Consider the following 13,159-nt stretch of genomic DNA (forward strand, 5'->3'; position numbering starts at 1 on the left):
ACCAGAAATTATTAAGAACCCCGGTTATTACGCCAAACAGAACTTATCCTGGAATTATTTAATGTGTAAGCCCGGAAAGAAAATGGGCATTCAAAAACCCAAATACCAACAATCCAATACATTGATACGGAACGAATTATATATGTATTAAAACCCTGTAGCGGTTCCTTCGGGAACCGCTTTTTTTGTTGTTAAAAATAAAATTCAAAAATCCCTCGTACATCAAGGGGAGAAAGGAAGTGGATTTATGGGTAAGTTGAAACCAAGGAAAAAATCCGTTATTGGGGTTTGCAGTAAGAAAAAACAGGCATCCAAAGAAGCCTGCCGGCAGTTCCGAAAAGAGGTGTCACTACGATGGGCAAGTTAGAAGTCGAGATCACAAATATCTATGCAACTGTCGTAGACGAATGGTATGGGGTAGGAATAGAATTTAATTTTACCTCGCCTATCGAGATGGTTCCTTCCAAAAATGATTCGCCTAATTTTGCACGGTCTATTATTCGCACAATCGTAAACAGCCCAGAATACGAGAGGTATTTCAAAACCGAGCATAGAGTCTGGGTTGAAGAGTATGAGGACGGGCCGGAAACAGAAGTCGTTATTCCAAAATTTCAAGAAAGCCATTTCGATCATTGGCAGTTTACTTCAAAAGGTGGCTTTGTTGGAGCTAGTACAAGGATGTAATCCCGAATAACTCGGGGTGGGTTTTGCTCTCGTTTCCCCACCGGCTGTAAAGCTGGTTCCTTTCCGTGATTCCATGGAGAGGGGGTGGGTAAAGTGTTGGAACTAATCTTTTCATTGTTCGCTGTCTCATTCTGTTTGATTTTATTAATTCTGGTCATTCGAGATAAATCCTCTTACATAGAGAGTATCTCGATCCAGGTATTTAAAATCATTAGATTAGAGATAGTGTCGGCAGAAAAGAAAAGACCTCCTGCTGAGTCCAGGAGGCACCGACACTAAAACTACCTAAATAAACGAGAGGGTCGCGGTCAGTTGCACCTGGCTGCGACCTTAATTTGATTATATTCCAATGATTGTATATGTCAATTACTAAATCTGCACCCAAGCAGGAAAAGAATAAATCACTAGAACCGCAAATATCATCATAGCCTTATTTAAAGGAGATTGTAAAATGGCTAAAATCCGTATAAAAATGACCTGTGTTAGTGAATATGAGCCAATTCCTGAGTGTTATCCACCAGATTCTACACTAGAAGAAATGGCCCAAATAGATGCTCGCTGCGCTGAAGATTACCCTGGTGAATTCTACAATAATTGTGCTCAATCACAAGTTAGTTACGAAATCCTTACTGAAGAACTCATACAATACCAATCTTGTATGGCTCTTATTGCTGATGCTTATCGGCGTATGGGAACAAACAGAGATCCGGTATATCGAGTCAAACAAATCGCATTTTGCGAAAAACAGCTTGAAAAAATAACTGAAATTATTGAAAAAGAGAAAATAAATAAATTTTAGAAACCCTCTTAACAGCAAGCAAGCATTCTTTCTATTGAGGCTTTTGCCGGGAATAAAAACCCGGCACTTGCCGGGTAGAAAGGAGATACCATGGAGCAAGAAGCCCTGTTCCCAACTGAATGGGTAGAAAAGCTTATCAAGGAAACTCGCCGGGGCCTTTTGTCACTGCAAGCAATGGACCCGATATTTACTTCTGATGAATGGTATAAACAGACCCGGGTCATTAAGGAAAAAGTATCGGGTACGCAAATGGTATGCGATGGAGCTTATTCGCTCAGGGGAAATACTGATTACGACACTGGCTTAATCGGCATTATGGAAATCCGAGATGAAGTCCAGTATATGTTTGAGTTGGTGCTATGGTGCGAACCCGGCGATATAGCTCATTATAACTGGTCATATTTAAACGAACGCCTTGAATACTGCTGGCAGTTAGTCCAAGGTGTAAAAGAAAAACTCCCACCAGTATCTACAGTACACAATCTGGGCAAAGTTGAAGGAGTTATTAGAGATATAGTTGATACTTACCTCGATCCCTCAACAGATGCCCCATGGAAATTAGGAATTTCCTGGGGTAAAGATTCAACTAGTGTGCTGCAGTTGGTTCTTGAGGCACTCGAAAGAATTCCCCGGGAGAAATGGACACGGCCAATTAACTTAGTCACATCAGACACATGCCTGGAACTTCCACCAATGTTAAAAATAATACGGAAAAATTCAAGCGATTTCGGGAAATACTCCCAGGATCACAATCTGCCTTTTGAAGTTCATGTAGTGAAACCTTCATTAGAGGAGCGATTCTGGACTAATCTTATCGGGAAAGGCTACACCCCGCCATTAGGAGGACCAGTTAAACGTTGGTGCACACCGAGATTAAAGATTCAACCGCAGAGCAGGCTGGATAAGGATTTGCTCTCGCAATATAAGAACATCGTTGCTGTTCTTGGTACTCGCTATGATGAAAGCGTCAGCCGTGAGATCTCCATGAAGAAATGGGAAGGAAAATCCCGGTACGGCTACACTGTGACCCCTAATGTACTTTCTTATACCCCAATAGCCCATTTAAACACTAATCAAGTTTGGGATGTTATAAAACATGGATTTTGGTGGGGCAATAACTACAAAATGTTAGCGGATCTGTACCGAGCCAGCTCTTTCGATGAGACTATAACCGAAGGCGGCAGAATGGGTTGTGCTGTATGTTTTGTGGTTAAACGAGATAAATCGCTAACTAATTTAATATCCAACGGTTATGAATGGCTTCAACCATTAATCGATTACCGCGAATTGGTTTTAGAAGTTGTTCAAAATAGGTTTTACCGTGAGCCGATCCCAATTGACCGGAGAACTGGCCTGCCTACGAAATCGCGTAACCATAAAGTAAAAGCAGTTGGGGGTATAAATCAAAAAGGCCGGGAGTATTTACTGGGCAAACTTCTTGAAACCCAGGCTGAGATTCAAAATGGAATGGCTGCAGCCGGCTTTGAAGTTGAAGGTGGGTACGAGCTTATCTCTGCAGAAGAAATCCAATGGATTAAATCCTGGTGGAATCATTTATCGGGATACACTGAAGATGGCTTTACTTCTGATCAAGTTGTAGAAAAAGTGCCTGATTTACAGCTCGCATTGTTCTAAGGAGTGATTAATGTGTTGAATCAGTTGGTTTGTGTAATTAAACGAAAACTTATAATGGTACCAGCTGAAGTTATTGAAGTTGATGGGTACGATAACTGGGTTAGGTTCGGACTAAAAAGTAAAAGACCATTTATACCATCTGAAATAATCCAACCTGTCAATGGCCCAGACAGAACCGAGATTATTAAATTATTAGCCCAGAATATTAACCTGGAGTGCCGACTTAAGTTAAACTTTAGATTTAAAAAAGGTTGGCATATCAAGGGAATCTGGATACCCAAAATCCCTGAGTAAGGGAAGAAAAATAAAGTTTCTTTAAGTACATCATATAACGATGGGAGCATTATAATATGGCTTCCATCGTTATTGTCTATTTAGACAATTAAAATCTTTATTTAAAGGAGGAATTTCAATGGATAAAAACAGCTTGGTCTACTGGTACGCGCGTACTCAATATCTTGATGTACCTCAACCAGAAACAAATATCGTATGGACAGGGCATTTACCCCTTACCAATATGCTTGACGGAGAGCCACTTCCCGAATATCTTCGCCAGTCTATATTATTTACAGCAAGGGAATTAGGTTATCCCTTGTTTGTTCGAACCGATATGGCTTCAGGTAAACATGAGTGGGAGAAGGCTTGTTTTGTTCCTTCTGAAGAAGTGCTGTTCCAGCATATTGCCAGGGTCGTTGAGTACAACGAGTGCGTAGATATGCTAGGTCTTGGGTACCAGGCATTAATTTTGCGTAAGTATATTCCCTTAGAATCCACATTCAATGCCTTTATTGGACAATTGCCGATAGCACGCGAACGCCGATATTTTGCCCGGGATGGCAAAGTCGAATGCCATCATCCTTATTGGCCGGAGAACGCAATCTTAAAGGCGTATGGCAATAAACCTGAAAACTGGAAGGAATTATTAACTGAACTAAACCACGAAGATGAAGAAGAAATTGCCCTTTTAACGGTTTATGCTCAAAAAATAGCGGGTCAGCTTAAAGGCTACTGGAGTATCGATTTTGCCAAAGGCCAGGACGGTAAATGGTATTTTATTGATGCTGCAGAGGGAGAGAGAAGCTGGCATCCAGTTTGTGAGCACAGACCTCAGAGCTATATGGGGGAATAAGGAGGGGCTTTGATGATTAAAAAGAATGACGTTGTCTATTACAAAGTTAAGCTCCAAAAGCTATTCCAGGAAGCAAAATCAAATGGAATTGAAATTGAATTGGGGTTGAAGGAAATTGCGTTTACTGATAAAGGAACAACTGAACGTGCAGTTGTTAAACTGCCCTAAATCTTAGTTTTAAAGAAATCCCTACAAATGGGGAATTATGAAACGGCCAGCATGAGGGGAGGCCTATAATTTGAAGATTTGTTATAGAGAAATAAAATTTAGGCAGCAAAGCCTTTATTTAATTGAATGGGTAAATGAAATCGTAGATGAATATCTAGAATTGGGGTATGACCTTACATTGCGCCAAGTCTATTATCAGCTTGTAGCAAGAGATGTTATTCCTAATAACGAGCGCAGCTATAAAAACCTTGGCAACCTGGTCTCAGATGGTAGAATAGCTGGACTTATTGACTGGGAGGCAATAATCGATCGCACAAGAAACATAAGAAGAAATAGCCATTGGGATTCCCCATCTGAAATTATAGAAATTGCATCGCAACAGTTTGCATACGACAAATGGGCGGAGCAGTACAATTACGTTGAGGTATGGGTAGAAAAAGACGCATTAATAGGTGTTGTTGGGCAAATATGTGAACGACTTGATGTTCCCTATTTTTCTTGTCGAGGATATGTGAGTCAATCAGAAATGTGGGCAGCAGCCCGAAGACTGCAACAATATGGCATTAATAAGGATATAATCATAATCCACTTAGGTGACCATGATCCTAGCGGCAAAGATATGAGCAGGGATATTGTAGACAGACTAAGCTTATTTGATATCTACCCTGAATTCCAAAGGATAGCATTAAATATTGATCAGATTGAATTATACGATCCTCCACCCAACCCAACTAAATTAACAGATAGCCGTTGTCATGCGTACATCCGAGAATACGGGTATGAATGCTGGGAATTGGATGCATTGAAGCCTGAAATTATTGAGGAACTAATACGTAAAACGGTTATGGAATATTGTGACCCACACCTATTTGAAATGGCTAAACAAAGAGAAAGAGCAGCTAGGAAGTTACTTAAAAATGTTTCTGCCAATTGGGAATCCATCGTTGACAACTATTCTGTTTAAATTTATGGGCTTAATGAACGGCTTAAGGACCTAAATTAGAGGGGTGGGAGTCGGGTTCGAAAAATACCGTTCAAATTACGGTGGTTACCATGCAGAACATTAAGTCTGTGGAAAAACTTAGAATTTTTAAATCAGTTTTAAGATTAATAACCTGCTCTTTCCATTCTGGAAGGTTTAGCGGTTGCGAAGGGGAGATGAAAATGAATGATATTAAGTTCCGAGCATGGTTTGAAGTTATTATTGATGGAACATGGAAAATGGCAGACGTGCGGGATATCATATGGAACCGGGGCATGATTGTAATTGACGTATTTGATGACAATAAACTGTTTTATCAGCCTTTAGATTTTAAATTGATGCAGTTTTCCGGATTTCACGATTCCAAACGCACAAAAAAATATCCGAAGGGCCAAGAAATTTTTGATGGCGACATTGTTTTTTGGGGGAAAGGAGATAATGCCCCTGCGGAAAGAGTATTTAAGGCTGATGGTGCTTTTTGGGTTACTTGTGAAGATGGTGACAGGATATTACTTGCTGAAGTTCTCAAGGGCATTAAGGTAATAGGCAATATTTATGAGAACCCGGAACTCATTTAGTGAACAGTTCACGGTTGGTGCCGATGAAATTAAAATACCTAAATCAAGTAAAGAGCGTCAGATGCGAAAGTAGGTGAACTTGTGAACACAGTTTTAAAATATCCAGGAAGTAAATGGCGAATAGCGGATTGGATTATTCCGTATATCCCTGAACACCACTCATATGTTGAACCGTATTTTGGCTCTGGCGCGATTTTGTTTAATAAAATGCCCAGCGCCATTGAAACAGTAAATGATTTGGATTGGGATGTCTGCAACCTTTTCCATTGTATCCAAAATGATAGCAAAAAGCTGGCCAGCATCGTAGCGATGACTCCGTATAGCCGATCTGAATATGATGATACATTTAAATTGGATCTGGATGATCTGATGTGCAACATAGATCCGTTCAGGAAGGCTGCAAGGTTTTTAGTGCAATGTTGGCAGGGACATGGCTTCAGGACTAATGGTTACAAAGTTGGTTGGAAGAATGATGTTCAGGGCCGGGAAAACATGTATGCAGTTTATAACTGGTACCGGCTGCCAGAATGGATAATTGGTATAGTTGACAGGCTTAAACAGGTACAAATTGAAAATCGGCCGTCCACGGAGGTCATTAAAAGATTCTGGTACCCTAATGTATTCTTGTATCTGGACCCACCTTATTTGTTAGGTACTAGAACAGCAAAGCAATATAAACACGAAATGACTGACCAAGACCATATTGAGCTCTTGGAACTAATTTCCGAATTTCCTGGGAAAGTAATGATATCCGGATATGAAAATGATTTGTATAACCGGTACCTGGGCAAATGGTTTAAAGAGAGCACTAAGGGTTACGCGGAATATCGCCAAGGCGCGGACAGAAATGAGGTTTTATGGATGAATTACAAGCCTATAAAACTGCAATTAACCTTACTAAACTAAGTATTGTTAATTAAAAAAATATCAATAAGGAGGTATATCAGGATGGAGCGGAAAAACTGGAGAACTAAATTATTGAATGAGTATACATTACAAGATGCGCTTGAAGCAATGGAAGCCGGCTTTTTTACTGTTATAAACGATGGCAAATACTTCTGCCAATTCAATTGATAATAGCTGAACTATTCCCAAAAACGCATTTAAGAAATCTAATAGGAAAAGAAGAAGGTGAATGGTTATGGCTTTAGCGGAACAATGCCTATTTGAATTTGAAGAATTAGAACAGACAGTAAATCCAAAAGCATGTAAACTTGCTGATTTATCAACCTATGATAAAATTATCGTTTCTAGTAGTGGTGGTAAAGACAGCGAGGCTTGTGCATTATATTTACTTGAACTCGGCATTGCAAAAGATAAAATTATCCTTTGGCATCAATCTATAGATGGAAGCCCGGGAAGTATGCAATTTGCTGATTGGCCAGTAACTGAACCTTATGTAAGAGCTTTTGGGGAAGCTCTAGGAATACGCACTGAATTTCAGTGGAGAGAAAATGGTTTTATTGGGGAGATCCTCCGAGAGAATCAAAGAACCAATAATGTACAGTTTGAGCATCATGGCAATGTAATTACGCTGCCTACTCGGAATGGGAAATACAGTACTAGGAGAAAGTTCCCTGCAAAAGCGGTAGACCTTCGTACCCGCTGGTGCACTGCTTATTTGAAGATTGATGTTATGAAGAGGGTGTTAAATAATCATCCAGACTTTCAAGAAGGTAATTACTTGGTGATCACTGGAGAACGACGGGAAGAATCCGCAAATCGCGCCAGGTATTTAACTGTTGAAAAACATCCTTGCGAAAGGAATAGCCGTAAAGTAACTTGGTGGCGTAGTGTTATTGAGTGGTCAGAAAAGGAAGTATGGGACATTCTTGAAAAATATCGTATACTTCCCCATCCTGCATACTGGTTGGGCTTTAGCCGGACATCATGCTTCGGCTGTATCTTCTGTACAGCAGATCAGTGGGCAACTGTAAGGGAGGTATCTCCAGAAAGATTTAACCAACTGGTAGAAATGGAGAAAGAACTGAATCACACCATAGACAACAAGCTAACACTTACCCAGCTTGCTGATCGCGGGAGATCCAGACTACCAAAAAACATAGATGCTGAGAAATGGGTCAGACTGGCTATAGACGCAAATATATCACCTGGAGATATTTTTGTTGATAGATGGGATTTGCCAACAGGGGCTTTCACTGGAGCCGCTGGGGGACCATGTTAAAAAAAACTAAAAACTGAACTTGTATGTAATAAGAGTTAAATCGGCGGTTTCTTCGGGAGCCGCTTTTTTATTGCAAAATTTCAATTTAAAAATCCTCCGAAAACCGGAGGGAAAGGAGTGAATTTATGAGCAAGGTAGAGCAGTTACGTCAGCAGATTAGCCTTTTTGATGAACAATACGAATTAGGTAATCCGCTGATAACGGACACGGAGTATGAGAAGAAGTATTCCAAATTGCAAAAAATGGAGGCCGAAACGGGGGATATTTCGCCGGATTCGCCAACCCAAAGAATCACTTATCTGAAGGTGCCTGGGCGGGAAACGGTTAAACACCCAATACCAATGCTTTCATTAGACAAAGCCAACGACTACGTTCAGTTAAAAAAGTGGTTTGTAAGTATTTTTAAAGAAGTCCTGGCTCAGTTTAAATTGGATGGGTTAACAATTGTCCTACGGTATATTAACGGGCAATTAGTGGATGCCGTAACCCGTGGTGATGGGTATGAAGGTTACAGAGTGCTTCATACTGTCCTAACCGTTAGAAACCTGCCGAAAGAAATTCCGTTTAAAGGCGAGTTAGAAATCAGAGGGGAAGTTTATGTCCCATTCAAGGATTTTGAACGGGTAAATAACGCTTTGCCTTTGGATCAGCGTTATGCTAATTCTCGTGCACTTGCAGCAGGAACCGTCCAGATGCTGGATGCAAACATAGCTGCAGAAAGAGGATTGGAGATTCAGGTTTTTGATCTAATCCGAGCAGAGGGGAAAGAATTTAATTCCGATAGCGATGCGCTGGGATTTCTCGAAAATCAAGGGTTCCCTGTTGTAGAAACAATATCTTTTACTGACTTCCATAGGCTTACCAGCTATCTCGTTAAAGTAGAAAAGCAGGTTCGTCCTGAATTGCCTTTTCCTATTGATGGGATAGTAGTTAAGGCAAATGATTTGTCAGTAAGAGAACAGTTAGGCTACACTTCAAAGCATCCTAAATGGGGCATTGCTTTCAAATTTGAAAGCCAGGAAGTATTCACCAATCTAACGGATATTATTGTGCAAATTGGTAAATCGGGGCAGGTAACTCCAGTAGCAGTTTTTGATCCCATTGAAATTGGTGGGGTTACAATAACCCGTGCTACCTTGCATAACCCCGAGTTTGTATGGACTAACGATATCCGCGTAGGGGATCGCATAGTAATTGCGAGGGCCAATGATGTAATCCCACGGGTTATGAAATCTTTCCCAGAACAGCGGAAGGAAGATTTACCTGTGTGGAAACTACTGAAGTTTTGCCCGGTATGCAACTCTCCTATTGAACTTAGGGGGCCTCTTGCATTTTGTACCGGAGAAGAATGTCCTGCCCAGCTCGTGGAGCAGTTGATCCATTATTGTTCTAGGGATGCCCTAGATATTGAGGGACTGGGCAATTCTAATGTAAAACTCTTTTTTGAAATGGGTTTTGTAAAGACCCCGGCCGATCTCTATTCTCTGGAATCTAAAGCTGGCGAAATTATGGAGTTAGAAGGGTTCGGAAATAAGAAACTTGACAAGATTCTGGAGAGTATCGAAAACACCAAAAACCAGCCGTTCTCAAGATCGCTGTATGCAATTAATATCCCATACCTGGGACGCGCAAATTCCAGAATTTTAGCAGCGAAATTTCTTAATATCGATGCTCTTATGGGTGCCACCCGTGAACAATTGCTCCAAATTGAAGGAATTGGCGACGTTACGGCTGACACTATTATAGAATTCTTCTCGAAGGAGAAGAACCAAACTCTTATTGCTTGTTTAAAAGATGCTGGAGTAACGATGATGGAAGAAGCACCAGTTGCGATATCCGATGAGCTGCCTTTAACCGGTAAAACTATTGTAATTACCGGAACACTTTCTATGAAACGTGCGGAGATTGAAGATATTATTCGTGCCAACGGCGGAAAGCCGTCAGGAAGCGTTTCTAAGAATACAGATTTCTTAATTTTAGGTCCAGACAAAAACGGAACCACTAAGCACAAAAAGGCTTTAAGCTTGGGCGTTCCAATAATATCGGAACTTGAGTTAATGGATATTCTTGAGAATAATTCCAAGGGCCTCCATAACCCTTATTTTGTGGGAAGGGGGCAGGACTGATGACATCTCATGAATTAGCTCAAAAGTTACACAAACAAGGAATGGAAACTATAAAAGAATGGGGAGGGGAACGGATTGAAAAAATTAGTTATTGTTGACGGTTCATCCATTCTCTCTTCTTGTTTCTTTGCTACTGTACCAAACGAATACTATCGAGCCAAAAGCCCGGAAGAACGGCAGTTTATCTTACCAAGAATAATGCAGCATAACGGTGTTTTCACCAACGGAGTCTTTGCTATGTGCCGGTCCTTAAACAAACTGGTGGAAAAGCAAAAACCCACACATTTGGCCGTAGCATGGGACATTAGCAGGAATACATTCAGGCGTAAACTTTATCCCGATTATAAAGCCAATCGGGATGAAACTGTACCGGAACTGAAATCGCAATATATCCTAATGCAGGATATTTTGCGATCTGCCGGGATAGCTCAATTTATGGATGAGAATTTAGAAGCAGATGATTTTTTAGGGTCACTGTCCAAAATATTTGAATCCGAGATTCCGATCTTCCTGTACACAAAAGATCAAGATGCTTTGCAATTGGTATCAGATCGAACTCGGTTATGGCTGATAACAAGCAAATCAGATGATTTAAAACGTGAATTTAAACAGGAAGGCAATATTCCTGACGGTGCTTTTGAATTTACGCCTTTGCTGGTAAAAGAGATTTACGGGCTATATCCCTCCCAAATCATCGACAAAAAGGCACTGGAAGGTGATAGTTCAGATAATATACCAGGGGTAAGAGGGGTAGGCGAGAAAGCCTCAGTCCCGCTTCTGCAGGAATTAGGTACAGTTGAAGCAATATTCGAGGCACTAGAAGACGAAATAAGCTTCAAAAATCTCTGCAAGGACTTGGGTATCCGGTCACCCATAAAAGCTCTGCAGGGAGGCAAAGAATCGGCAATGCTAAGTAAAGATTTAGCGACGATACGTTGCCAGGATATGAACACCACGTTGCATAATTTGCGGTTGCAGGTCAATCAGGATGCATTAAACCAAAAATTTGCGGAATTGAATTTTAAAAGTTTGGTTAAGGCAGTTCCGGTAAAAACTGCGGTTCAAGACTGCCTGGCGTTGTAGGGGGATTTACCGGCTTAACCGGGAGAGGAGAGGTTGAATGAACCCAATGTTCAGAGGAATCCTTATGTTAGCTTCAGATAGCCCAGAGCAACTTCGCAAATGCGATGTATACCGGGTGTTGGCCGCTGCCAAGGAGATAGGATCTTTAAAAGAATTTTCCGATTGGCTTAAAACTCAGTCCGTATCTACTAATGTAAAACATGAAATCAATAAATTGCTGGTGGAGGAATTTTCTATATGAGTCTGTGGCCAGATAATGACCTGGAGGATGCTCTACAGATCGTCCAGCAAAACTTAGCTCAGAATCGCTATACTTCGCTCTCGCAAGACCATTCACAATTAGTGCGAGAACACTATCGGAACCAGTTAACTATGCCGGTAGCCGGTCAGGAGGTTAATATATATTCTCCTGCCGGCCTTTTGCTGGCAACTGGCTATAATCGGATAGTTGTAGGCGATTATGGAGCATATCTGGAGATCCCGGAAAAAAACATAATATTGCCTAATATTTGTGTAAAACCTGGGCAAGAATACCGTTTTAATCCTGAATATAAAGTCAAGTATTTCTGGATGATGCCGAGGGATAACAGCCATGTCAAAATTTATTTTCAGCAAAGAAAGGTTGACTATGCGGATTATCAGCCTGGGATGTATTATATCAGCCCAGGAGAAGTTAAAATCAGCGCTAAGACATGATGTGTGGTATAACTACACACCATGTTTAAGATGCGTAGTAGCGCAATTTGAGAGGAGAAGGATTTATGAGAATAATTAATCCATATGTAGAGGTACCCGAAATAGACGGAGCCCAGTTATTAAGAAACATCGAAAAGGCAGGTAGAACCTGCTACAAATCGGAAGCCAGAATTACTCCGGAAAGCCACATCCCTTTCATCGAAATGATTATGAAATCCGGTCATCACTCAATGTTTGAGCATGAGAAAGTGACAGCCAGAATTATTTGTGATCGGGGAGTAAGCCACGAGATAGTGCGGCACAGACTAGCTGCCTACAGCCAGGAAAGCACCCGGTATTGTAATTATGCCGGTGAGAAGTTCGGCAAAGAGATTACGGTTATTAGGCCATTCTTCTTTGAGGCCAATACTGAAGAAAATATCGGACGTAGAATAGCCTGGGAAACCGCTATGGAAAACGCCGAATTAGGTTATTTTGATTTGTTAGATAACGGAGCCAGCGCACAGGAAGCCCGTTCCGTATTACCTAACAGCCTCAAGACGGAGATCGTTGTAACTTACAACCTCCGTGAATGGAGACACTTTTTTACCCTTAGGGCAGCCAAAGCGGCTCATCCCCAGATGCAGCAGATAGCCATACCTTTGCTTCTGTGGTTCAAAGACAACCTGGCGCCGCTATTCGATGATGTTGATTACAACCGGGATTTTGACACTACCAACTATGCCAAGGTAGTTGTTATGGGAGGCGATCAGTAATGTCAAACGTAGACCATCCCGGCCATTACAATACTGGCAAAATCGAGGTTATTGATTTTATTGAAGACCAGGATTTGAATTTCTCCCGGGGTAATGCATTGAAATATCTTTGCAGAGCAGGGAAGAAAAACAGTTCCAAAGAGGTTGAAGATCTGCAGAAAGCTGCCTGGTATATCAACCGGGAAATCGAGCGGCTATCTAAGGAGGGGGACTGATGGCGATTACACCCGAGAAGATAACCGAGGTTTTGAAGAAAGGCACCAGATAAGAAAGGGGAATAGGGATGAATATCGAGTTTGAGCAAAAGTATTTTGTTATAAAGGTTGATGATGTTACTAG

The 13,159-nt window shown here is 41.1% G+C and carries 16 protein-coding genes; all 16 read left to right on the forward strand.

Going from position 1 to position 13,159, the window contains the following annotated elements; all coding sequences use genetic code 11:
- The first annotated feature begins 354 nt into the window (after positions 1-354).
- The 16 genes from PHO71_RS21450 (at position 355) to PHO71_RS21525 (ending at position 13,035) form a co-directional block, all read left to right on the forward strand.
- Positions 355-684 carry a hypothetical protein gene (locus tag PHO71_RS21450; protein WP_300207335.1) on the forward strand — a complete coding sequence of 110 codons (330 nt, stop codon included), beginning with the start codon at positions 355-357 and terminating at the stop codon, positions 682-684.
- A 451-nt stretch (positions 685-1,135) separates the two neighbouring features.
- The gene (locus PHO71_RS21455; RefSeq protein ID WP_300207338.1) at positions 1,136-1,483 is read left to right on the forward strand and encodes a hypothetical protein; all 348 of its coding nucleotides are present in this window, start codon (positions 1,136-1,138) and stop codon (positions 1,481-1,483) included.
- Positions 1,484-1,573: 90 nt separating this feature from the next.
- Complete coding sequence (locus PHO71_RS21460; RefSeq protein WP_300207341.1) at positions 1,574-3,118, forward strand: hypothetical protein; 1,545 nt, start codon at positions 1,574-1,576, stop codon at positions 3,116-3,118.
- Between the two features lie 54 nt (positions 3,119-3,172).
- On the forward strand, positions 3,173-3,412 hold the full coding sequence (locus tag PHO71_RS21465; protein WP_300207343.1) for a hypothetical protein: 240 nt from the start codon (positions 3,173-3,175) through the stop codon (positions 3,410-3,412).
- Between the two features lie 118 nt (positions 3,413-3,530).
- Positions 3,531-4,247, forward strand: coding sequence for an ATP-grasp domain-containing protein (locus PHO71_RS21470; RefSeq protein WP_300207345.1), 717 nt, complete (start codon positions 3,531-3,533; stop codon positions 4,245-4,247).
- A gap of 12 nt (positions 4,248-4,259) precedes the next feature.
- Positions 4,260-4,415, forward strand: a complete 156-nt coding sequence (locus tag PHO71_RS21475; RefSeq protein WP_300207348.1) for a hypothetical protein — start codon at positions 4,260-4,262, stop codon at positions 4,413-4,415.
- Between the two features lie 160 nt (positions 4,416-4,575).
- On the forward strand, positions 4,576-5,379 hold the full coding sequence (locus PHO71_RS21480; protein ID WP_300207351.1) for a hypothetical protein: 804 nt from the start codon (positions 4,576-4,578) through the stop codon (positions 5,377-5,379).
- Positions 5,380-5,579: 200 nt separating this feature from the next.
- Positions 5,580-5,975: a YopX family protein gene (locus PHO71_RS21485; protein ID WP_300207353.1), complete on the forward strand. Its 396-nt coding sequence runs from the start codon at positions 5,580-5,582 to the stop codon at positions 5,973-5,975.
- Positions 5,976-6,056: 81 nt separating this feature from the next.
- Entirely contained in the window at positions 6,057-6,881 is an 825-nt protein-coding gene (locus tag PHO71_RS21490) for a DNA adenine methylase (RefSeq protein WP_300207355.1), read from the forward strand.
- Between the two features lie 235 nt (positions 6,882-7,116).
- Positions 7,117-8,160, forward strand: a complete 1,044-nt coding sequence (locus PHO71_RS21495; RefSeq protein ID WP_300207357.1) for a phosphoadenosine phosphosulfate reductase family protein — start codon at positions 7,117-7,119, stop codon at positions 8,158-8,160.
- A 125-nt stretch (positions 8,161-8,285) separates the two neighbouring features.
- On the forward strand, positions 8,286-10,286 hold the full coding sequence (ligA, locus tag PHO71_RS21500) for an NAD-dependent DNA ligase LigA (protein WP_300207360.1): 2,001 nt from the start codon (positions 8,286-8,288) through the stop codon (positions 10,284-10,286).
- A 75-nt stretch (positions 10,287-10,361) separates the two neighbouring features.
- Entirely contained in the window at positions 10,362-11,369 is a 1,008-nt protein-coding gene (locus tag PHO71_RS21505; RefSeq protein WP_300207363.1) for a 5'-3' exonuclease H3TH domain-containing protein, read from the forward strand.
- A gap of 46 nt (positions 11,370-11,415) precedes the next feature.
- The gene (locus tag PHO71_RS21510) at positions 11,416-11,610 is read left to right on the forward strand and encodes a hypothetical protein (RefSeq protein ID WP_300207366.1); all 195 of its coding nucleotides are present in this window, start codon (positions 11,416-11,418) and stop codon (positions 11,608-11,610) included.
- Positions 11,607-12,065, forward strand: a complete 459-nt coding sequence (locus tag PHO71_RS21515) for a hypothetical protein (RefSeq protein ID WP_300207369.1) — start codon at positions 11,607-11,609, stop codon at positions 12,063-12,065. The genes PHO71_RS21510 and PHO71_RS21515 overlap by 4 nt, the downstream gene beginning before the upstream one ends.
- A 65-nt stretch (positions 12,066-12,130) precedes the next feature.
- Positions 12,131-12,820: an FAD-dependent thymidylate synthase gene (thyX, locus tag PHO71_RS21520; RefSeq protein ID WP_300207371.1), complete on the forward strand. Its 690-nt coding sequence runs from the start codon at positions 12,131-12,133 to the stop codon at positions 12,818-12,820.
- The gene (locus PHO71_RS21525) at positions 12,820-13,035 is read left to right on the forward strand and encodes a DUF3310 domain-containing protein (RefSeq protein ID WP_300207374.1); all 216 of its coding nucleotides are present in this window, start codon (positions 12,820-12,822) and stop codon (positions 13,033-13,035) included. Before thyX ends, PHO71_RS21525 begins: the two co-directional genes overlap by 1 nt.
- The last annotated feature ends 124 nt before the right edge of the window (positions 13,036-13,159 follow it).

Origin of the sequence: Bacteroides sp., assembly GCF_028690125.1 — a bacterium.
Taxonomy (GTDB): Bacteria; Bacteroidota; Bacteroidia; order Bacteroidales; family Bacteroidaceae; genus Bacteroides.